General features: G+C 52.4%; 17 protein-coding genes. 11 read left to right on the plus strand and 6 right to left on the minus strand.

Features of this window, described 5'->3' with window-relative positions:
- Window positions 1–132: 132 nt before the first annotated feature.
- A complete protein-coding gene (locus tag BN4_RS12190; RefSeq protein ID WP_015415707.1) occupies window positions 133–1824 on the plus strand; it encodes a CgeB family protein in 1692 nt (563 codons plus the stop codon).
- Window positions 1825–1829: 5 nt separating this feature from the next.
- On the opposite strand, the gene BN4_RS12195 is transcribed toward BN4_RS12190, so the two are convergent.
- Window positions 1830–2498, minus strand: a complete 669-nt coding sequence (locus BN4_RS12195) for a PilZ domain-containing protein (protein WP_015415708.1) — start codon at window positions 2496–2498, stop codon at window positions 1830–1832.
- Between the two features lie 401 nt (window positions 2499–2899).
- On the opposite strand from BN4_RS12195, the gene BN4_RS12200 reads away from it, so the two are divergent.
- The 5 genes from BN4_RS12200 to ald all read left to right on the plus strand — a co-directional run bounded on the left by BN4_RS12200 (window position 2900) and on the right by ald (window position 9724).
- A complete protein-coding gene (locus tag BN4_RS12200) occupies window positions 2900–4090 on the plus strand; it encodes a PhoH family protein (RefSeq protein ID WP_015415709.1) in 1191 nt (396 codons plus the stop codon).
- A 59-nt stretch (window positions 4091–4149) separates the two neighbouring features.
- Entirely contained in the window at window positions 4150–5262 is a 1113-nt protein-coding gene (locus BN4_RS12205) for a lytic transglycosylase domain-containing protein (RefSeq protein WP_157871376.1), read from the plus strand.
- Window positions 5263–5589: 327 nt separating this feature from the next.
- A complete protein-coding gene (locus BN4_RS12210) occupies window positions 5590–7761 on the plus strand; it encodes a malate synthase G (protein ID WP_015415711.1) in 2172 nt (723 codons plus the stop codon).
- 325 nt (window positions 7762–8086) lie between these two features.
- Window positions 8087–8569, plus strand: coding sequence for an Lrp/AsnC family transcriptional regulator (locus BN4_RS12215; protein ID WP_015415712.1), 483 nt, complete (start codon window positions 8087–8089; stop codon window positions 8567–8569).
- Window positions 8570–8620: 51 nt separating this feature from the next.
- Window positions 8621–9724 (plus strand): alanine dehydrogenase, encoded by a 1104-nt coding sequence (gene ald, locus BN4_RS12220; protein ID WP_015415713.1) that lies wholly within the window; start codon window positions 8621–8623, stop codon window positions 9722–9724.
- Between the two features lie 289 nt (window positions 9725–10013).
- On the opposite strand, the gene BN4_RS12225 is transcribed toward ald, so the two are convergent.
- Both BN4_RS12225 and BN4_RS12230 read right to left on the minus strand, forming a co-directional pair.
- Window positions 10014–10529, minus strand: coding sequence for a rhodanese-like domain-containing protein (locus BN4_RS12225; RefSeq protein ID WP_015415714.1), 516 nt, complete (start codon window positions 10527–10529; stop codon window positions 10014–10016).
- Between the two features lie 5 nt (window positions 10530–10534).
- Window positions 10535–11017 (minus strand): MauE/DoxX family redox-associated membrane protein, encoded by a 483-nt coding sequence (locus BN4_RS12230; RefSeq protein WP_015415715.1) that lies wholly within the window; start codon window positions 11015–11017, stop codon window positions 10535–10537.
- Window positions 11018–11319: 302 nt separating this feature from the next.
- On the opposite strand from BN4_RS12230, the gene BN4_RS12235 reads away from it, so the two are divergent.
- Together BN4_RS12235 and htpG are read left to right on the plus strand one after the other, a co-directional pair.
- Window positions 11320–11922: a MerR family transcriptional regulator gene (locus BN4_RS12235; protein WP_015415716.1), complete on the plus strand. Its 603-nt coding sequence runs from the start codon at window positions 11320–11322 to the stop codon at window positions 11920–11922.
- 215 nt (window positions 11923–12137) lie between these two features.
- Window positions 12138–14042, plus strand: coding sequence for a molecular chaperone HtpG (htpG, locus tag BN4_RS12240; protein ID WP_015415717.1), 1905 nt, complete (start codon window positions 12138–12140; stop codon window positions 14040–14042).
- Window positions 14043–14176: 134 nt separating this feature from the next.
- Here htpG and BN4_RS12245 read toward each other — a convergent pair whose 3' ends face one another.
- Together BN4_RS12245 and chrA are read right to left on the minus strand one after the other, a co-directional pair.
- On the minus strand, window positions 14177–14620 hold the full coding sequence (locus BN4_RS12245) for a glycine zipper domain-containing protein (RefSeq protein WP_015415718.1): 444 nt from the start codon (window positions 14618–14620) through the stop codon (window positions 14177–14179).
- A gap of 173 nt (window positions 14621–14793) precedes the next feature.
- Window positions 14794–15945, minus strand: a complete 1152-nt coding sequence (gene chrA / locus BN4_RS12250; RefSeq protein ID WP_015415719.1) for a chromate efflux transporter — start codon at window positions 15943–15945, stop codon at window positions 14794–14796.
- Window positions 15946–16044: 99 nt separating this feature from the next.
- Here chrA and BN4_RS12255 point away from each other — a divergent pair, with 99 nt between their 5' ends.
- Complete coding sequence (locus BN4_RS12255) at window positions 16045–17217, plus strand: AI-2E family transporter (protein WP_231856535.1); 1173 nt, start codon at window positions 16045–16047, stop codon at window positions 17215–17217.
- 53 nt (window positions 17218–17270) lie between these two features.
- Here BN4_RS12255 and BN4_RS12260 read toward each other — a convergent pair whose 3' ends face one another.
- Window positions 17271–18686 carry a sensor histidine kinase gene (locus tag BN4_RS12260; RefSeq protein WP_015415721.1) on the minus strand — a complete coding sequence of 472 codons (1416 nt, stop codon included), beginning with the start codon at window positions 18684–18686 and terminating at the stop codon, window positions 17271–17273.
- Window positions 18687–18827: 141 nt separating this feature from the next.
- On the opposite strand from BN4_RS12260, the gene BN4_RS12265 reads away from it, so the two are divergent.
- Window positions 18828–20165 (plus strand): deoxyribodipyrimidine photo-lyase, encoded by a 1338-nt coding sequence (locus BN4_RS12265; RefSeq protein ID WP_015415722.1) that lies wholly within the window; start codon window positions 18828–18830, stop codon window positions 20163–20165.
- Window positions 20166–20248: 83 nt separating this feature from the next.
- Complete coding sequence (gene serB / locus BN4_RS12270) at window positions 20249–21457, plus strand: phosphoserine phosphatase SerB (protein WP_015415723.1); 1209 nt, start codon at window positions 20249–20251, stop codon at window positions 21455–21457.
- Window positions 21458–21565 lie beyond the last annotated feature (108 nt).

Below are 21565 nucleotides of genomic sequence, written 5' to 3' on the forward strand. Positions count from 1 at the left end.
CCTGTGTATTACTTAGGGGAAGGGGGCTGAAAGTGGAAAAAAAACTGTTTTTCACAACGCCGTTCTGGGCTTCTTTGGAACAAGCTTCTGAAACTGTTGGGCTTGTCGCTGTGTCTTGTGCGATGACAAGACATGGAAAAAAAGGATATAGGTTGCGGCATGCCGGATATTCTCTCCATTTGCCTCATTGATCCTCAACCCCTGATCATGGCTGCATTCCGTTCCATGGGGCATCAGGTTTTTCCTCTGATCACCGGGGAAAAACCGTTTCTGGATCTGCCCTCTGCCCTTGCAAAGGCCGGATGTGTGCCGGATATGGTCATTCAAACGGAAACGCTCGCTCACAGGACTCTGGTCATGGGATTGTCTGAGGTCGATTGCCCGACTCTTTTCTGGGCCATGGACCCTCATCTCAATGCACACTGGCATGGTCTCTACGCCCGGCTTTTTGATCTGACTTGCTCGACACAACGAGGGTCCATTCCCGAACTTCGCAGATGGGGGGCTCCCGATGTTCGTTGGCTTCCCATGTTCGGGAGGCCGGAATCATGGGTGGAAACTGCGGATCGAAAATATGATCTCGCCTTTGTCGGCAGGGTTTCCAGCCATCGCCCCGCACGTCAATGGATGTTGGATTTCTTGCGCAAGAAAGTTGATGGTTCTCAATTGGCCGTGGAGCACAGTCTTTCATACGAAGCCATGATGGCCTTGTATCGGGATTCTCGGATCACCCCGAATGAATCCATTCTCGGAGAAGTCAATTTTCGTTTGTTCGAAGCGACCTCATGCGGATGTCTGGTACTCAGTCAGGACCTTGGCGACGAGCAGGAAGCGTTGTTCGAACCGGGGCGAGAGTTTGATACGTATGAGAATGCTGTTGAGTTGGATGAGAAACTCTCTCTCTATATGAAAAATTCCCGGCTTGTCCGAACAATGGGACGGGCTGCGCGTGAGCGTGTTCTGGCGGAGCATCTTCCCATCCATCGCGCCCAGCGTCTTTTGGATTTTGCCGGAGATTGCGTCAGAAACAGGGTCACAGGTACAAAGGCTGAGGAGTGGGAAGGGTTGGTCCGGGCAGCGATGTGGGAAGCAGGAGTCCTGGAAACATCTCCCATGGATGTGTTGGCCCGATTGTCCAAGCTGGAACCCGAAGCGGATGTCGCCGCGACTATCGTGCGAATGCTTGCGGTGAGTGGCTTAACATCGGCTTTGGAGGCAAATATCCGGGCAATTCTCGGCTCCCGGTTGCATGGTGATTCTCTGGATGTCAATCTGGTGGGAACAATGGCTGCATTGCGCCTGGATCAGTGGGACATGGCCAAGGCCTTCTGGTATCGTCAGAGCCAAATCTCCGGGAGACCGCCTGCTGCACCGCCGCAAACTCCTCTGGATATCCTGACGTTATGGGCAAAGGAACTCAAACGACATGGTCGTGTTGTCCGTGTGGGGTTTTCATTCGATCCACGTTATAATCTTCCCTTTTCCGCTGTCGAATGCCTGATGACGCTTTTACGGGAGGAACCTGAGCATCTTCCCACGCTGAAATTTTTGGATTCCCTGCTGCGTTCCATGACCGGGTTTGAGCAATTGCGTGTTGGGTTTCTTTCGATCATCACCCTTCATGAAAGGAATGACTGGCGGGCAGCGCAGGAGATTGCACTGGCAGACCTCAAATCATATCGTTTGGAATCCGGGTTGGAGGAATTGTGTTTGGCCCAGGATTTGGCAGCACGAAAAGGCGAGATGGAGAGATTTGATAAAGCTTTGTCAGCACGGGACAGAAGCGGGGCGCTCGGACGGCGGCTTGCCACATTCTCTCGCTGAGGAATCTACTTGTCTGTCACCTGCAATTCCTGACTGATCGTCTCGATTTCTTCGAGCTGATCATCTGTGAGATCAATGAACATGACACCGATGCCACATTGATGTTTTGCATCGCACGCTTTTCTGGTCCATCGAATACTCGAATAAATGGGGCGGGAATTGGAAAGTCTGGGAATACGCAAGTGGATGAACTGTTCGTTTTCCATGAATTGACGGGTATTGACGAAACATCCACCCGGAGAAATATTGAGAATCGTCCCCTCCACGGGAGTGGCCATGCTGGGGTCGTCTTCCTTTGAGAGAATGCAGTCTATGGAGATGTCCTGTCGATCATGGCTACGGAGGCGCTTCCCGGCCGCAATATCGAGATTGGCAAAAAAACGGTCTCGCGGGTCCAGGTATTGGATGAAACCGAGCTTGGAATTCGGCCGAGTACGAAGAACAGGGAAATTGCCCGAGTATTTGAAGAGGCGATCCTTATCTCGGCGGGAGGCTTTCATGACCTTGTTCACTTCAAGAACAAGACCGGCAACTGATACATCACGAAGCTTGTCTATAAGTGCGTCAATGGAGTTGACGAAGACAGGGGGAGTCTCATTGTGGAACAGGTCCTGCCCGTAGAGGGCCGGTTTATCCGTGAGAACTATGATCATGACAGATGTATTGGCTGACAAGGTGGCCTCGCTTGGTCGATTGAAAACAACTTTAGCACGGACTGAGAGTATCTTGCCAGTGTCCGGTTGTAAACCGGGTTATAATTTTGCTTGAGGGGCTCTTGGACCAAACTCTTTGATGTAACTATGCAAAAAATAATGAATTATTATATTTGTCTGAGCTGTTTTTTCATGTGAAAATGTGCGCGTGATATCGTCACAGTGTCGCCATGTAGGGGGGGGGATTTTGGGGCATCATGCATCTAGACTTTTTCTTGAAAACTGGTCATGGTTATGCAGAAGCCGGAGAAGGCGCAACCATTCTCATGGAGGTGCAAATGAAGTTGATTTGATGATTCCCGATCAGGGACCTGATTGTGTGAAGCCCAGGGAATCAACGTCAAACCACCGGACGGGGGATTATGGCCCAAAAGCATTTCGTCCTCGATACCAACGTCCTTATTGAAAATCCCAAATGCATCGCTGCCCTGAGAAATGGGCAGGAAAACCAGATATACATTCCGTATACTGTCCTGACTGAACTCGATGGTCTGAAAAAGGACCCACGGATCGGGCACATCGTTTCCCAGGCGGTTCGTGCTATCCTGCACGACGAGAGTGTCAATATCTTCCCACCTGATTTTGCCCTGACCCTGACAGATGCGGTCCTGGATGACCGTATTCTCAAGGAAATTCTCCACATGGCTCCTGTGGAGGCTACCCTTATCACCAATGACCGCATCCTCCAGATCAAGGCCAAGTGCTTTGGTATTCCCAGTGAGGAGTATCGTGATTCCGATCCCTTCCGATCCGAGTCCCAACGCTACACCGGTTTTGTGGAAGAGGATGAGGAGCCTGTTCATAATTGTTTTCGCTGGGAAGCGGGCACTCCGATCTTTCATGGACCGGAGGGACTCAAACCCATCAGCTACAGTCATGAGATATGGGGAGTGAAGCCTCGGAGCGTGTATCAGAATCTTGCTTTGGAGCTGATGCTTCAGGAGGGGATCGATCTGGTCTCTATCCAGTCTGAAGCGGGATATGGTAAGACTTTCCTGTCTCTGGCAGCCGCCCTGTATCTGATGCTTGAACGGAAGGATAATCCCTACCGCAAGATTTACCTGGTCAAGCCTGTGGTCGAGATAGGGGCCAAGATGGGGTACCTCCCCGGTGATATAGAGGAGAAAATGCTTCCTTACATCAAGTACATTCAGGATCTGCTTATCAAATTGCATGATATCAGACCTGCGAATCGGATTTTCGTGGATCATACAAATGATTCCTACAAGCTCAATCCCAAGAAATTCGAAGTTCAGCCCGTGGCATTCATCCGGGGGATGAACATTGAAAATGCAGTGGTCATCGTGGATGAAATGCAGAATCTCTCCCGCGGAGAAACCCGTGCCCTGCTTACCCGCATGGGCGAGGGGGTCAAGTGCATCTGCCTCGGTGACACCCGTCAGGTGGATAATCCGTATCTTAATGAGTCCAATAACGGCTTGAACTGGACAGTCAGGAAACTCAAAGGGTACAAGAATTATGCGCATATGGTTCTGAAAGGTGACCGCTCACGTGGGCCGATTACGGACATTGTGCTCAAGTCAAAACTGTAAAAAGAGTATCCCCCGCATCGACTTATTGCTGGATGCGGGGGAAAAGTGGAGATGCGCTCGTGCCGCTCAGGCGATTTTTTTTCCCGTTTCTGGCGGGTCTCTTTTGTCTTGTCTGGGCGTGGTCTGCTCCGGCCACGCCACAGGAGACAGTTCAGCCTTTGGAAGAGTCCCGTTTCCCTTCTTTGGAATCGGCCATCAGGATCAAAGGCCCGGTAACCTTTTGTGGTGAGTTCGTGCCGTTGCATCTTCCGGATGTTCGGGAACGGTTGGAAAAGGAATTGCTGTTGATGCTTTGGGACCGTGCTCAGGTCATCCTTTGGTTGAAGCGTTCCGGTCGGTATTTTCCTCATATCGAGACATTGTTGAAGGGAACCGGTCTGCCGGAAGATTTGAAATTCATAGCGGTCATCGAATCCGCTCTCAGACCTCACGCCGGATCGGGCAAGGGGGCAAGAGGTATCTGGCAGTTCATAGCGACGACAGGCCGAAAATACGGATTGACCGTGAATGAATATCTTGATGAACGCAGGAATTTTCACCTTTCCACGAGAGCTGCCATAGCCTATTTCAAGGAGTTGCATGGTCTGTTTAATTCCTGGACGCTTGCCTGCGCTGCCTACAACATGGGTGAGGAAGGGCTGAAGAAACGTATAGAGCAGCAAGAAGTTTCAGATTATTATCATCTTGATCTGCCGACGGAAACGGAGCGGTATATCCTGCGGGCTGTAGCCGCAAAGCTGATCCTTTCTAACCCGTCACACTATGGCTTCAACCTCGCTTCCAATGATTATTATACTGCTCGCAAGTTCGATCGCGTTCGGCTCAAGCATAAATACACTGCCCCGGTTCTGATTGTCGCCAAGGCGGCCGGGACTTACTACAAAACAATCAAGGACATGAATCCGCAGATTTTGACTGACGTCATCCCTGGCGGAGAGCACACGGTCTTTTTGCCGGAAGGAGCAGCCCGGAACTTTGCCGAGCGTTACCAACCTTTGATCATGAAATACCGCACGCAGTTCAGGGGGATGACCTACACGGTCCGAAGCGGCGATACCCTGACTCGCATCGCGGCCAAAAACAATCTTCCTCTCTGGAAGCTGCTCAAGTTGAATAATCTGAACAGAAAGAGTCTGATCAAGCCTGGTCAGAAACTGGTCATTATGAAATAGCACGGCTTCCTGTCTCGCTTCTCCCATATAGAATGAAATGAGTGTCGCACAGTCTGGAGGGCAAAGGCGATTCTTTCCCCTGTTCATACGGTTTTGAAAGAAGGGAATGGACCGTCTGCTGTCAGTTAGACGACTGCAATATCGAAGATTGTATGCACAGCTTGCACCGAAAGCCGTGACGCGGTACAGGGGAGGGCGGTCGTCTTTTTCGGCCGTGTCAGTGTCCGCAGCACATGACTTGATCCGGTATCAGGGTTTCCGCCTGAAAGCACCGTCCCATGGAGTGGCAGCCGTGGGGTAAACCGTATTTATGAGGAGATGTCACCCATGAGTAAAAGAGTGACCGTCGGAAGATTGGCTATTGCCGGAGAACTCCACGCATTGGTGGAAGAACGGCTGGCACCCGGAACAGGGATTGCGCCTGAGGTCTTCTGGACCAAATTTGAGTCTGTTCTCGTGGACTTGGCTCCAGAAAACAGGCGACTGCTGGCCATCCGTGAGGCCATGCAGTCTCAGATAGATGACTGGCATCGAGCGCATCGAGGGGGAGAACATGATGCAGCTGCATATAAGAATTTTCTTGAAAAAATAGGCTACCTCGTTCCCGAGGGAGACGATTTTTCCATTACCACCCAGAATATTGACCCGGAAATCGCCACGATTGCCGGTCCGCAACTCGTGGTTCCGGTGACCAATGCCCGGTATGCATTGAATGCGGCGAATGCTCGGTGGGGAAGCCTCTATGACGCTCTGTACGGGACAGATGTCATCAGCGAGGATGCTGGTGCCACTCGTGGGGGGGGATACAATCCTGTCCGAGGTCGAAAAGTGATGGCGTTCGGCTCGGATTTCTTGGATCGCGCCGTTCCGTTGGCCCAAGGAAGTCATGCCGATGCCACGGCCTATACTGTGCGGAGTGGCGTTCTCCGCGTTCTCAGGAACGACGGAACCGAGACCGGCCTGGCGTGTCCCGATCAGTTTGCCGGGTTTGTCGGGGAAGGCCCCCCCCATGCCATTCTGCTTCGCAATAACGGGTTGCATATTGATATTCGTTTCGATCCCAACCATCCGGTCGGCAAGGATCATCCTGCCGGGGTCAAGGATATAATACTTGAAGCTGCGGTGACCTCCATCTGTGATTGTGAGGATTCCATTGCCGCTGTGGATGGAGCGGACAAGGCCTTGGCCTACGGCAACTGGCTTGGCCTTATCAAGGGGGATTTGACCACCGAAATGACCAAAGGTGACACGACATTTGTACGCCAGCTCGAAACGGATCGGGCCTACACGGCCCCTGATGGCTCGGCTTTGTCGCTCGCAGGCCGTTCGATGCTTCTCATTCGCAATGTCGGGCATTTGATGACGACAGATGCTGTGTTGCTGGATGGCGAAGAAGTGCCTGAAGGTATACTGGATGCGATGATGACCGGGTTTGTTTCAATGCACGAAGCTAAGGGGAATTGTGTCTATGGCAATTCTCCGGCTGGGTCCACTTACATCGTCAAACCGAAGATGCATGGACCGGAAGAGGTCGCCTTTACCTGCTCCATTCTGACTGCTGTGGAAAATTCTCTTGGTCTGGCTCCCCTGTCGCTCAAGGTCGGCATCATGGATGAAGAACGGCGGACCACCGTCAATCTCAAGGAATGCATTCGGGCCGCAAGTGATCGGGTCATTTTCATCAATACCGGATTCCTTGACAGGACCGGCGATGAAATACACACCTCAATGGAAGCCGGGCCCATGGTGCGCAAGAATGCCATGAAAGCACAGCCCTGGATCACGGCCTACGAGGATTGGAATGTCGATACCGGCCTTGCTGCCGGGTTTTCCGGGATTGGGCAGATAGGCAAGGGAATGTGGCCCAAGCCGGATATGATGCTGGAGATGGTACAAACCAAAGAGGCACACCCCAATGCAGGGGCCAATTGCGCATGGGTGCCTTCGCCGACCGCGGCCACGCTTCATGCCATGCATTACCATCTGGTCGATGTCTTTGCCGTGCAAAAAAAGTTGGCAGCGGCCGGTCCCCGTGCCAGTCTCGATGCCTTGTTGACCCTGCCATTGCTTGAGGAGACCCTTTCGGCCGAGGATATCCAGGCCGAACTGGATAACAACGCTCAAGGCATTCTAGGGTATGTCGTCCGGTGGATCGATCAGGGCATAGGATGTTCCAAGGTTCCTGATATAACTGATGTGGGACTCATGGAAGATCGTGCGACTCTTCGTATCTCAAGCCAATATCTCGCCAATTGGATGCACCATGGCGTTTGCACGGAAACGCAGGTCATGGAGACCATGAAACGCATGGCCGGAGTGGTGGATCGCCAGAATGCGGACGACCCCCTGTATACTCCCATGGCCAAGGACTTTGATGCTTCCGTGGCTTTCCAGGCTGCTTGTGATCTTGTTTTTCAGGGGAGGGAACAGCCGAGCGGTTACACTGAACCCATCCTTCATGCCAGACGGCGGGAATTGAAAGCCAAACTCGGTCTTTAAGAACCATTCTCGGGCTTCCCATATCCGGGCGGCCCATGCGGAGCGCCTTGTCTCCGGTCTTCAATCAAAGCTCAAGCCGACGTATGGAAATGTCATGGCTTGAGCTTTTTGGGGTTCTGATTCTCCCTGTTTCATGATTAATGACCGTTTCTCATCCCTAGGAAGCACGGTTTCGCCTGCTTTTGTCCGTATTGAAGGGCAAAAGTCTTTCTTTGTTCGGAGACCTCATCTATTTAAAAAACAATTGACACTCTTTTTATGCATTTGATAAAAAAAGTTCATCTTGATTTTCAAAAATGAAGAATTAAGAGAAAAAGAGAACCCAATGAAAAGTATACTTGACCAAAATGACAAAAAGCTTGTTGCCGCGTTGACCCAGGACGGGCAGCTCTCTCCGGGGAAAGTTGCCGAGGAGATAGGAGTCACTGCTCCGACTGTACGTTCGCGCATGAAGAATCTTATTGCGGCCGGAGTTCTCAGGATCGCCGGTTTGGTCAATCCGACCAGGACCAGAGGGTTGACGGTGGCTTTGGTCGGTATTTCTTTGCATAGCCATGAGCAGCTTGACGAAAAGCTTGACCAGATAGGCAGCCTGCCTCGGGTTAATTGGTGTGCCGTGGTCACCGGGCGTTACGATATCATTGTCGAGATCGTCTGTTCGGAGGAGATTGGGGATCTCTATGATTTTCTGGACAAGGATTTATCCCAGGTCGGTGGGATTAATTCAAGTGAGTCCTTTGTTGTCATGAAGTCCCGGAGAAAATGGCTCTGTTTACCCGATGCCGTGGTGGAAGAGTTCAACGAATAAATGGCAGACGCCAGTACTTGGCGAAAGAATGACCCGAAGAGGAGAGAGAAGATGATCATAGGTATCCCGAAGGAAATCAAAACGTTGGAAAATCGCGTCGCCATGACGCCTGCGGCTGTCGAATCCTTGATTCGTCAGGGCAATGATGTGCTGGTTGAAGCCGGTGCCGGAGTCGGCAGTGGGTTGGCCGATGAGGAATACACCGCTGCCGGTGCCAAAATGGTTTCCGCTCAGGATGCCTGGGGCGCTGAAATGGTCATCAAGGTCAAAGAACCGCTGGAGTCCGAGTTCAAGTACTTGCGTGAAGGGTTGCTCCTTTTTACCTATCTGCATTTGGCTGCTGCAGAAGGGCTGACCAAGGCGCTCTTGGAATCCGGTACGACCGGTATAGCCTATGAAACCATTCAATCTCCTGACAGAACCCTGCCATTGCTGACCCCCATGTCTGAAGTCGCCGGTCGTATGGCCACTCAGGTTGGTGCGCATTATCTGGAGAAAACCCAGGGCGGTCGCGGTATCCTGTTGGGTGGCGTTCCCGGTGTCATGCCTGCCGAGGTTCTGGTTTTGGGCGGTGGTGTCGTTGGGACCAACGCGGCACGCATGGCCATGGGTATGGGCGCTCGCGTGACCATTCTTGATCTTTCCCACCAGCGTTTGCAGTATCTGGATGATGTTTTTCAGGGCCGCATCACCACCATGATGTCAACTGAGCCGAATATTCGTCAGATGGTTCAAAAGGCTGATCTTGTCATCGGTGGCGTGCTTCTGCCTGGAGCCAAGGCTCCCAAGTTGATCACGCGCGATATGCTGTCGCTGATGAAGGAAGGTTCTGTCATCGTGGACGTCGCCGTGGATCAGGGCGGTTGCATCGAGACCACCAAGGCAACAACCCATGACAACCCGACCTATGTCATTGATGGCGTAGTCCACTACGGCGTGGCAAACATGCCCGGCGCGGTTCCCCGTACCTCGACCTTTGCCCTCGTCAATCAGACGACCCCGTACGCCATGCGTTTGGCAGCTAAGGGTGTCGCGGCATTGAAGGACGATCCGGGTCTGGCCCTTGGCCTGAATACCTACCAGGGGACGTTGACCTGCCCCGCAGTTGGTGAGGCGCTTGGCATTGATGCCGTGAAGCCCGAAGATGTGATCTAATCAATCTTCCAAGACATTTGAAAGCCCCTCGGGAGATGATCTCGGGGGGCTTTGTTGTTGCTGGTGTTCCCTTGACGTTTACGAGAGAGAGAATCTTCCTGGGAGTGAATCATACCGCTCTTTTTCGCGTGTTCCCGGTGCGGTTGCTGTCTTCTGATTTCTTTGGGCGAAGAGTGTTGAGTCTGTGCCGCTGACGACAGTGCGGAGTGCGTGAGGAGCGGGGTTCATACAAAGAAACAGGGCCGGGAGCTGTCTGCTTCCGGCCCTGTTGGTGTTGATTGATGAAGGGCTAACTGCCTGATTCAACGGGGTACTCAGCCCCTCTCCAGGCAAAAATGCCACCGGGAAGGCGTTGAACATTGGTGTAGCCGAGTTTCTTTGCCCAGGCTGCGCCGTTGTCAGAACGGCCGCATTTGACGAATCCACAATAGATAACGAGAAGTTTATCCTTGTCAGGGCCGAGCATACGGAGAAAATCCTCTTGGCTCTTGCCTGCGGTTTCGTTGGTGTCCCAGGTCTCCATGGGCTTGATGGGGAAAAGGAATTGCAGTGCACCGGGGATATGGCCTTTTTGATAGCTGGCTTCATATGGCATGGTGTCGATAATGGTCATATCGGTATTCTTGTCCATCAGCGCCTTCAGTTCCGTGACCGTTATCAGCTCATATCCACCGCGGACGGTTTCTTTGGCCAATTTGACGGCTTCGGCTTCCTTGGTCACTTCGCGGGCAAATTTGTCTTCGGCCCCGAGACAGCCTCCCAGCAGCACTGCACAGGCGAGAATGGTAAGACAAAGTTTTTTCATGGGGATCACTCCGTGGTTTTGAATGGATTGAATCTGAAGAGCGGTCGTGGAAAATACCCTGCAACACGCCGCTGCCAAAAGATGATCAGACATGCTGCAAACATGAACATGTCCCGGACGAGAGTGCCCCAGAGTCCGCCATGCGCCCCGGCACCGGGGTCTGACGGACCGAAGCAGCCGCAGTCCACGTCCAATCCCATGTGGATTCCGTAGGCAAGGACGCCCATGAACCCCAACAACTGTGCGACAATCATCCCCAAAGAACCTCGTACATCGAAAATCAGACCGATCCCGGAAAGGATTTCCAGTACCGGCAGACTTCTGGAGATAAGGTTGGCCATCCGCCATGAGACCAGCCCATATCCGTCGATAGCCTGTGCAAAAGCCGCTGGATCAGCGAGCTTGAGAATACCGGCATAGACGAATACTCCACCCAAAAGAACCCTCAGCACGATATACAAAGGCTTGGAAGAAACGACTTTCAACATATCTCTCCATGCGTCCGGGGATGATTCACAGGACGGACCATGCATCATTAATATAGATGCTCTGGATTTTACAAATAGATAAAACTGATCGATATTTGACACCACATTGACTGATAAAGTCTATTTTTGCTTGTCTGAAAAGTCTAGAAAAAATCATGAATATTAAGCATGTTATGGAATCGTCCCTCTTTTTTTATTTAAATCAGTAGAATAACTTCATTTATTTCTTGAGATGATCGCTAAAATTTTGTACTCCAATGAAAACCAACAAAGTGTGACAGCTTTCAGGAGGGGTACGAAGGATGACGAGCAAAAAAGTGCTTTCCGTGGCCGAAATAGCACGTGAGCTGGAGTTGCCGGAGTCGACAGTCCACTATTGGAAGAACCGGTTTGCTCAACATCTGCCCAGCGTTGGCCGTGGACGGCAGAAACGGTTCAAACCCGAAGCCATCGAAGTTTTTTCCACCATTTCCCGTCTTCTCAAGGAAGGGCATACCGCCCGCGATGTCATGGACCAACTTTCTCAGTCCTATCCGCTTCAGGCCGATGCCATGCCCCAGGACAGCATGGTTGCCACCGTGCCGATGACCGGCCCCGCTCTGGAGCCTGCCATGAAGATGGCTGCTGCCATCGGGCTGGAAATAGCCAAGTCCGTTGGTGAGGGTATCCGTTCAGTGCTGGAAAGCGGGAATCAGTCCGCCGATGTCACGGATGTCCGGGAAGGATTGGAAGAGGCCGCCTTGCGTATCTCGGCTCAGGTGGTCGAGACAGAAGCCTTGAAAACAGAGAATCAAGTGCTCAAGGAAAAGCTCAAGATCATGGAGGCCGAGATGATCCGACTGCGCAAGGATCGACGGGAAATGGAGAAATACCTCCTTGACAAGATCAAATCCGTAGCTACTTAACCGCGAGGCGCAGGGGAGGACCCTGCTGACCTGTTTTTCGTAAAAATGCCCCGCCGACCGTGCCTTGCCAGGCGTGGGCGACGGGGACTGTCGCACTATGAGACACTGTGTATAAACCGAATTCCGGTTCCTTGAATGTCTGGGGCGTTCGATGATGTCCTTTGGGACGGCCGAACGAGACAAAAGCTTTCAAGGGGACCGCTACGGAGGAACAGATGGGCAAAAAAACCACCCACAAATTCAAGGCTGAAGTCAGCCAGCTTCTCGACATCCTGGTCCACTCGCTCTACACCAACAAAGAAATTTTTCTGCGCGAGCTGATTTCAAATGCATCTGATGCCCTGGAAAAGGTCCGTTTCAAATCCACGGCCGATGGTGTGGAAGATGAGATCGCGCCCGAGATACGGATTTCATCTGATAAGGATGCCGGAACAATCACCATTACGGATACCGGTGTTGGCATGACACGCGATGAGCTGATGCGTAATATTGGCACCATCGCCCATTCCGGAACGGCTGAACTGACCCGTATGGCCCAGGAAGGCGCGGATTCTCTCGATGCCCTCATTGGCCGCTTCGGCGTCGGCTTCTATTCCGTTTACATGGTCGCCAGTGAAGTGACTGTCACGACCCGTTCCATTGAGCCGGACGCTGTTCCTATCAGTTGGGTCTCGGATGGTCGGACCGACTACAAGCTTCAGGAATTGGACCCGGAATCCGTCGAGAACCTGCCGCGCGGAACTCGGATCGAAGTCAAGCTCAATGAAGACATGGTCTCGCAGTTTGCCAATGATGCTGCTCTCAAGAATATTGTCAACAAACATTCCAATTTTATCAATTTCCCCATTTTCGTCGGGGAGGAACAGGTCAACACGGTCACTGCTCTGTGGCGTGAACCCAAGTTCCAGATCACGGAGGAACAGTATGCCGAGTTCTACAAATTCCTGACCTTTGATTCGGACGAGCCGTTCGATACCCTGCATACTTCAGTTGATGCGCCGGTCCAGTTCAACGCGCTGATGTTCACTCCCAAATCCGGGGATGATCCGTTTGGCATGGGGCGGGAGAATCGTGGGCTTGATCTCTACGTGCGCCGTGTCCTCATCGAAAAGCAGAACAAGGACCTGCTCCCTGAATATCTGGGCTTTGTCAAAGGGGTGGTCGATACCGAAGACCTGCCCTTGAATATCTCACGCGAGACACTTCAGGATAACCTGCTGATTCGCAAGATCAGCTCCACATTGGTCAAGCAAGTGCTCGGCAACCTTGAAAAGATGGCCAAGGATAACGAAGATCGGTACGTCGAATTCTGGCAGGCCCATGGCAATCTGTTCAAGGCCGGATATATGGACTTCCTGAACAAGGACAAGTTCGGCAAACTGGTTCGTTTCAATTCTTCATTCAATGAGGATGCCAAGGGGCTGACATCCTTTGCCGACTATATTGCGCGCGCCAAGGAAGATCAGAAAGAGATTTATTATGCCTTTGGTCCCAGTCGTGAAGCTCTCGGCCTGTCTCCATATCTCGAAGTCTTCCGAAAGAAAGGGATCGAAGTCCTCTATCTTTACGAACCCATCGATGAGTTCGTCATGGACTCCCTGCGTGACTACGAAGGCCTGACTCTGGTCTCTGCCGAGCACGCTGAAATGGAGACTCTCGACAAGTTCGAGACCCTTGAAAAGGAAGAGAAACCCGAAGGTCTGTCCGATGACCAAAAGTCAACTCTCGACAAGTTGCTTGTCCGTATCAAGGACGTGCTGGGCGATGCCGTGACCGAAGTCAAAGCGTCGCAAAGACTTTCCAGTTCACCGGTCTGCCTCGCCAATCCTGATGGGAACGTGACCAGTTCCATGGACAAGATCATGCGTGTGGTTTCCAAGGATACCTCCATCCCCAAGAAGGTTCTTGAGATCAACCCTGATCATGCCTTGGTCCGGAACATGCTGACTATCTATGAACGAGATGCAAACGATCCCTTCATTGATCAGGCGGCCAATCAACTCTTCGAATCCGCGCTGCTGCTGGAAGGATATCTTACCGATCCCCACGCTCTTGTTGGTCGTGTCCAGGAGTTGCTGACCAAATCCAGCGGCTGGTACGTCGAGACAAACGATAAATAACCCTATGCTTCCTCTTCGATGAAAATCGGAGATTCTGAAAATCCGAAGCCGCCCCAACCTTCCAGAGAAGGTTGGGGCGGCATGTTTTTGTGGGAGAGGGAAATGGAAGACATGTGAAGGATTGTACGGCAGGATTATTGGATCAAATGCCACGTTCCATTGGGGCTTCGGTATGCATGGGCGTGGATTGTCTCCTTCTTTCCGTTCGGCATCCTACCTTGCAGGGTTATATCCCGGACTATTCGTCCGTTCTTTTCCCGGCGGGGCGGTTTGGGCGTTGCCTTGTACCGGGTGTGTGTGTCTGGGTTGACCCATATGGTTTCCCGGCCTGATGGAGTGGTTTCCAGCACCTGGGAGACTTGTTGCTCATCGTATTTATCCATTTCATTGCCGATGATGTATCCGGCGAGCATCCCGGCTCCAGCGCCGATGGCGGCACCGGAAATTTTGTTCTTGAATGTCAAGGCTCCTGCCGAGGCGCCGACCAGGGAGCCAAGCATGGCACTGTTTTGGGCTCTATTGGCCTGACATGCGCTCATGAGCATGAGGCTCAGGAGAATCGGAACAAATTTTTTCATGTACAACCTCCTCGGAATCAGTGACATGGCCTTTTGTCTCTTTTAAAGCAAAGGGAGTGCCAAGATGCAAGGGGTTCGTTTTATGAGATATTTATTTTTATTGGGGTCTGTGATGCACGGAATTTATCACATTGATTGCACGTATATATGCAAATAGTGGCACAAGTGGGGCATTAGAGAATGCAGGCGCTGAGCACTGCTCCTACTACGACAACCCAAAGCAGATCGATACCGAGTCGCAAGGCGATGAATGCGCCGAGGGCGACTGTCAGGTGTGCAGGACTCCAGTCCACTGCCATGCCGAAACGGGCGGCCACGGCAGCCATTAACCCCACCAGGGAAATGAGACTCCCCTTGAGTGCCCGAAGTGCCAGGGAGGAGGAACTGAGTTTGTCCGCAAAGGGGGTCGCCGCGCAGATGAAGATGAGTGAAGGTGTGAAAACGGCGATGGTGGCGAGGGTGGCCCCGAAAACTCCGGCGACCAGATAGCCGACAAAGGCTCCCGTCATGACAATGGGACCGGGCGTCACCTGGCCAAGGGCAATGCCATCCATGAATTCGGGGCCGGTCAGCCAACCGTGTACCTCAACGACCTCATGCAGCATGATCGGAATGGAGACATAGCCACCGCCAAAGGCGAAGCAGTCGACTTTTGTCATCAGCAGTGCCAGTGCCGAGCCCAGTGGTGTGGTCAGGTGTAGAATCCCGAGAAAGAGGAGGAACAGCGCGAGAAAGACTGCGGCGGAAAAGAGAGGGCGTCCTTCTTGTCTGGGTGCCTCAGACTGCGAAATCTGTGGAGAGTCTTCCTTGATGATGAAAAGCGCAAGACCGCACACGACGAGCAGGGCCAATATGGGATTGCCTTTCAGACCGAGCCAGATTCCGGCCATGCAGGCGAGTAGCTTGCTGGGGAGCGAATCCAGATACAGCCGGGAAAAATTGATGGCAGCGTGAAGGATCATGGCCACCACGACGAGTTGCAAACCGCTGAATGCGGCCATGACCAGGGGGAGGTCGCGGGAAGAGCTGTAAACCATGGTCAGGACCAGCATCAGCATGAAGGCTGGCAGGCCAAATGCGGTATAGGCTGCGAGAGCGCCGGGACCGCCTCGGCTGCGAAGTCCCACATAGGCAGCCATCTGCATGGCTGTGGCACCGGGAATCACCTGGGCTACAGACATTCCGAGGCGGAAACTTTTTTCAGATAACCATTGCTCGCGTTCCACCGCCATTGTCCGTATATAAGGAACCATGGCCGGACCGCCGAAAGCTGTCAGCCCCAGGCGGAGAAATCGGAAAAAGAGGTGTGGGAGTGATGGTGTCATGACCATCCTCTAGTGCCATGGAGACAGCGTACTTGCAAGTGGTAACGAGACAGAAACTGCCGCAGGGAGATGGTAAAAGAGGTCTTGTTGAAGTATGCTATGCCATCTGTTACTGATTCAAAAACATGCGATAATAAAGGAATCCTGATGCTTGACCCGAACAAACCATACACTTTGGACCGCGTTGTACGCATGGTACTCTCTGCCGGGTTTGTGATTTGCCTGATCTGGAGTTTGGAATATCTGGCCACTGTTCTGGTCCCTTTTGTTTCCGCCTTGCTCATGGCCTACCTGCTGAATCCGGTCACAAGCGCCATAGAGAAAAAGGTTGGCAGTCGAGGCGTGGCAGTTGTGGTGACTGTGCTTGGCTCCATCGGATTCTTCGTCGGCATTATCTGGGTCGTGGTGCCGATGATGACATCGGAAATTGCGCATATGGGTTCTGTCTTGCAGGAACTGGTTTCCAATCAGGAATTTGCCGAACGGGTTCGCACCTCTTTGCCGCCCGACCTCTGGGTATGGGTCAAGAATTTTGCTGCGGATCGGGATATTCAGGATTTTTTTACCAGCAGTGGGGCATTGGCTATTGCCAAGGGGGTGGCGCTTAAGGTCATGCCGGGCATCACGGGAGTGCTTCGCGGCACGGCAAGCCTTTTCACCGGGATTCTCAGTCTTGGCGTTATCCTCCTGTACCTTGTTTTTTTGCTTGGAGATTTCGGGACTATTCAAAAACAGTGGCAGAACTACTTACCCAAGGGCTATCGCCAGGACGCCACGGATTTTCTCGAAGAGTTCAAACAGACTATGAGCCATTATTTTCGAGGGCAGGTCATCATCGCTCTCCTGGTCGGTGTTCTCCTGTCCATTGGGTTCCTGATTATCGGTTTGCCACTGGCATTGGTGCTCGGTCTGTTCATCGGTATTTTGAACATAGCCCCGTACCTCGGGACCATTGGACTTGCTCCGGCTGTTCTTCTGGGCGGTTTGAGTTCCCTTGAGGCGGGTGATTCTCCATGGCTTGGCATTGGGCTGGTTCTTCTCGTCTTTGTCGTTGTTCAGGCGCTTCAGGAGATTGTATTGATCCCCCGGATTCAGGGGGAGGGGTTGGGGCTTTCGCCGTGGATGATCATTCTCGCCCTGTCCATATGGGGAAAGCTTCTTGGTTTTCTCGGACTGTTGATAGCGCTTCCTGTGACCTGCCTGCTTTTATCTTTTTACCGTCGGTTGATTGCCAGACGGGACAAAGTCATGAATGAGGCTGGTCAGGGGTGAAGAGTCTCTCCCTCTTGGCATTCCTCATTCCCGTTGAAAGAGTGTGCGGAGGGTTATTCGAGATCGCTGTGCTGTTCGAAAGGAAGAATGAACGAGAATTCATTGCCATATTCCGTGGCACGATATTCGGCTGAGCCTCCGTGCAATTCGACAACCTGGCGGACAAAATAGAGTCCCCGGCCCGAGCCGCTTTCCTTGGCGACATTGTCTGCCCTGAATCCGGGTTTGAAGACATCCATGGGGTCCTTGAGGTCCAGAGGGGCACCCGTTGAGGTGACCCACATCTTGATGCCTGGTTTGCCTTCTCCGTAATGGTCCTTGAGAATTTTCCAGCCATAGGAAACAGATTTTCCAGTGCGTCCGTCCGGCAGAGTGGCTTCAGTGGTATATTTGACTGCATTGGAGAAATAGTTGGCGTAGACCTGTGCGATAAGTCCGGGGTCCATGACAAGCAGGATCATCTGGTCTGGTGCGCCTCCCAGTGCAAACCCCACTTCAATGCCCCGCTCATGAAAGCGTTGCCGATATCGTTCGAGTTGGGGTTCCAGTACATTGGTGCGCAGGTTGACCTCCCGCTTGACGAGCACGTATCGGCCTTCCTCGAAATGCCGTCGTCGCAAGAGAGTTTCCAGGAACATCGATGTGGTTTCATAATGCCGATATATTTCCTGATATTGGGATTCGATGGCCGCCGTGGTTGTGGCCAGCAGATTTCCTTGTTCCACGCATTCGTCAGAGTTGCATTCCACCATCATGGACAGAACTTTTTCAGTATTGACATGCAGGGTTTCGATCTGCCGTTTGAGACGGTTGAAATAGAGTTTGAAATACATGTTGGGGACAATGACGTTATGACCGATGTCTTCCACCATGGATTTGATGAACTGGAGGTGTTCCCGGTTTCGTGAGCGGATGATGCGATGATGCAGCTGGAATCCGATCCTGTTGACGTATTTTTCCAGAAAAAGCAGCACATGCTCCGGCAAGGTATCGCAGGGATGCATCTCGAAACAGCCGATGATGTCATGGGGCGGTTCAAAGGGAAGCAAGTCCGTGAATTCAGGGTTGCAATGGATAGGGATGAAGAGACTGTCTCCATCCTGAACAACTTCCTTGCTCAGATTTTTTCCCCATGGTCGAGTCGGTTCCATGTCACACCTGTCGCCGGAACATCCTGCCAGCACGAATGTTTCTTCATCTTCCAGAATGTATATATTCGATTCCAGTCCGAAAAGGACACGGGGTATCATCATGCAGACCGCGTAGAACATGTCCCTTCCGCGAAGCTCTTGAGCCAGTTCGAAGAAGATATTGAGCGCCTGGACCTGTTGCAGGGAGAAGTCGTAGCCTTCGTAATCGTGGAGCTTTTCCTCGATACGTTCCTGCACACGGCGTAGACGTTCCTCTTCCGAAGGAATTGTACTGCCGGACGCGCTGTATGTTTCGGATGAGTCGTCGGGTCTGTTCATGTTTTCACCAGATTACGATTTTTGTTTTCATTACTGGCATGAACCATACCCGGTGTGTGCTTTCTTCACAAGGTGAGCGTGAAAAGAGTGTTTGTCTTGCTCTTGTCATTTTTCCCTTCTCTCTGATAGGAACCAGAAAATATGAAGATACATGAAGCGAGAATCCACCGTCTGAATGATGCCGATATGAGCGCTGGCCCCATACTTTACTGGATGAGCCGGGAGCAACGGGTCCAGGACAATTGGGGACTGCTCCACGCTCGGGAGTTGGCGGGAGAGGACCGTCCCTTGATTGTCCTTTTCTGTCTTGTGCCGGGTTTTCTCGGGGCGACGTTGCGGCAGGACGATTTCATGCTGAACGGTTTGGCTGAAGTTGAAAACGATCTTGCGGCTCTGGGGATCGCCTTTCTGCTTCGTCTCGGAGACCCGGAAGAGGAAGTCATCCGCTGCGTTCTTGAAAAGGGAGTCGGCGCTGTGGTGACGGATTTCGACCCTCTCCGCATCAAGCAGGGGTGGCAGAAGGAAGTTGCTTCAACACTCCGTGTCCCGCTCATTGAAGTCGATGGGCACAATGTGGTCCCAGCCCGATCGGTTTCAGACAAGCAGGAGTATGCCGCCCGAACGCTCAGACCGAAGATTCATCGTCTTTCTTCTGAATTTCTAGAGGATTTCCCGCGTCTTGAACCTTTAGTCTGTTCCGCCTCACCAGCTGATCCAGTGGATTGGCATTCTCTTCGATCTTCCCTGCGGATGGATGAAACGGTTTCCCCTGTGGCGCTTGTACCCGGTGAGAGTGCAGCCCATGCAGCACTTTCCGCCTTTGTCGATCATGGGTTGCATGGGTATGCCGAGCGACGCAATGATCCGGTCGCGGAAGCCACTTCACGACTTTCCGCCTTTTTTCATTTCGGTCACCTTGCTCCGCAGAGGGCCGCCTTGGCCGTGGCCGGGTCAGGCAAGGGCGAAGGACAGGCCGTCTACCTTGAAGAGGTGATTGTCCGGCGAGAACTATCCGATAATTTTTGCCTGTACAACATCCGCTACGATTCCTTGCATGGCGCACCGAACTGGGCATTGAAAACGCTGGATGAGCACCGATCCGATCCCCGGCCTTTTCTTTATTCCCATGAGGAATTCGAGGCAGCCCGGACGCATTCTCCGCTTTGGAACGCAGCCCAGACCCAGCTTCTCAGGTCAGGGTTTATGCATGGTTATATGCGCATGTTCTGGGCAAAGAAGATTCTCGAATGGTCCCCGGACCCGGAGTCAGCTCATGCCACAGTCGTAACACTCAATGATCGCTATCAGCTCGACGGGCGTGATCCCAACGGATATGTCGGTGCCCTCTGGTCCGTGGCCGGGTTGCATGATCGTCCCTGGCAGACTCGCCCCATCTATGGCTCTGTCCGGTACATGAATTCCAATGGCTGCCGGAGGAAATTCGATACCAAGGCGTATATTTCCCGTTGGCTTAACTGAATTGTCGCCCCGAGCATCGTCACATTTACGATCGTCGCATTTTGTGCGAAAGTCCGCATGCACTTCGCAAGGGAGACAGTTTCATGGAAAAGATCATATTGGTGCATGTGACCGGCGGTGACCGGCCCGGCCTGACTGCCGAATTAGCTCAGGTTCTGGCGGAATTCGAAATCGATGTTCTTGATATCGGTCAGGTGGTCATTCACAATTTTCTCACCCTCGGCATCCTTATCCGACTCCCGTCGGATTCCCAGCCAGTTCTCAAGGATCTGCTTTTCAGGGCGCATGAAATGGGCGTGACCATGAAATTGCACCCCCTGGCGGAAAGCGAGTATGCCACTTGGGTTGAAGCTGCGGACAAACAACGGCATATCATTACGCTGCTGGCCCGGTCCATCTCATCCAAACAGATTGCGGCCATCACCAATGTGGTCAGCGAGGCCGGACTCAATATCGATACCATCCACCGCTTATCCGGTCGTGTGCCACTTGATTGCAGCGATTATGAATGCTCTCGGGCCTGCGTGGAATTCACGGTCCGTGGTACGCCACCAGATATTGCCGCCATTCGATCAAGGTTCCTCGATATTTCAGCTGAATTAATGGCCGACATCGCTTTTCAGGAAGACAATGTCTTCCGTCGCAACCGCCGTCTCGTAGCTTTTGATATGGACTCGACCCTGATTCAGGCTGAAGTGATTGATGAATTGGCAAAGGAAGCAGGCGTGGGCGAGCAAGTTGCCGCCATTACGGAAGCGGCAATGCGCGGGGAACTGGACTTCAAGCAAAGCCTCAGAAAGCGGCTTTCCCTGCTCAATGGGTTGGATGAATCCGTCCTTCAGGTGGTGGCTGATCGTCTGCCCCTGACAGAGGGAGCGGAAAAACTTATTTCGACCCTCAAAAACCTTGGCTACACCATCGCCATCCTTTCCGGCGGATTCACGTATTTCGGTAATATTCTCAAGGAGAAGCTCGGTCTTGATTATGTCTATGCCAATGAGTTGGAAATCAAAGACGGCAAACTGACGGGCAAGGCTGTCGGAGATATTGTGGATGCGGACAAGAAAGCAGAGTTGCTGCAACAGATTGCCGCCGAGGAATGTATTTCCCTGCAACAGGTCATAGCCGTGGGTGATGGAGCCAATGATCTGCCGATGCTCAACCTTGCCGGTCTTGGGATTGCTTTTCATGCCAAACCAAAGGTCAAGAAAGGCGCTCGGCAGTCTATTTCCACTCTTGGTTTGGATTCGATTCTGTATCTGATAGGGCTGAGTGATCGCGACCTGGACTAAACATCGGTTCAATATTTTCATAAAGGAAACGGCCTGAAAAGAGACTCTTCAGGCCGTTTCCTTTTTTCATTATTGGGGAGTCGGAAATGGAGGGAATCGGGCCGGGAG

Source organism: Pseudodesulfovibrio piezophilus C1TLV30 (genome assembly GCF_000341895.1).
GTDB classification, from domain to species: Bacteria; Desulfobacterota; Desulfovibrionia; order Desulfovibrionales; family Desulfovibrionaceae; genus Pseudodesulfovibrio; species Pseudodesulfovibrio piezophilus.

What these genes read in the sequence shown, in the direction of transcription:
- BN4_RS12190 (WP_015415707.1), top strand. Translation starts at nt 133, where the DNA reads ATGGAAAAAAAGGATATAGGTTGCGGCATGCCGGATATTCTCTCCATT.
- BN4_RS12200 (WP_015415709.1), top strand. Translation starts at nt 2,900, where the DNA reads ATGGCCCAAAAGCATTTCGTCCTCGATACCAACGTCCTTATTGAAAAT.
- BN4_RS12210 (WP_015415711.1), top strand. Translation starts at nt 5,590, where the DNA reads ATGAGTAAAAGAGTGACCGTCGGAAGATTGGCTATTGCCGGAGAACTC.
- BN4_RS12215 (WP_015415712.1), top strand. Translation starts at nt 8,087, where the DNA reads ATGAAAAGTATACTTGACCAAAATGACAAAAAGCTTGTTGCCGCGTTG.
- ald (WP_015415713.1), top strand. Translation starts at nt 8,621, where the DNA reads ATGATCATAGGTATCCCGAAGGAAATCAAAACGTTGGAAAATCGCGTC.
- BN4_RS12225 (WP_015415714.1), bottom strand. Translation starts at nt 10,529, where the DNA reads ATGAAAAAACTTTGTCTTACCATTCTCGCCTGTGCAGTGCTGCTGGGA.
- BN4_RS12230 (WP_015415715.1), bottom strand. Translation starts at nt 11,017, where the DNA reads ATGTTGAAAGTCGTTTCTTCCAAGCCTTTGTATATCGTGCTGAGGGTT.
- BN4_RS12235 (WP_015415716.1), top strand. Translation starts at nt 11,320, where the DNA reads ATGACGAGCAAAAAAGTGCTTTCCGTGGCCGAAATAGCACGTGAGCTG.
- htpG (WP_015415717.1), top strand. Translation starts at nt 12,138, where the DNA reads ATGGGCAAAAAAACCACCCACAAATTCAAGGCTGAAGTCAGCCAGCTT.
- BN4_RS12245 (WP_015415718.1), bottom strand. Translation starts at nt 14,620, where the DNA reads ATGAAAAAATTTGTTCCGATTCTCCTGAGCCTCATGCTCATGAGCGCA.
- chrA (WP_015415719.1), bottom strand. Translation starts at nt 15,945, where the DNA reads ATGACACCATCACTCCCACACCTCTTTTTCCGATTTCTCCGCCTGGGG.
- BN4_RS12255 (WP_231856535.1), top strand. Translation starts at nt 16,045, where the DNA reads ATGCCATCTGTTACTGATTCAAAAACATGCGATAATAAAGGAATCCTG.
- BN4_RS12260 (WP_015415721.1), bottom strand. Translation starts at nt 18,686, where the DNA reads ATGAACAGACCCGACGACTCATCCGAAACATACAGCGCGTCCGGCAGT.
- BN4_RS12265 (WP_015415722.1), top strand. Translation starts at nt 18,828, where the DNA reads ATGAAGATACATGAAGCGAGAATCCACCGTCTGAATGATGCCGATATG.
- serB (WP_015415723.1), top strand. Translation starts at nt 20,249, where the DNA reads ATGGAAAAGATCATATTGGTGCATGTGACCGGCGGTGACCGGCCCGGC.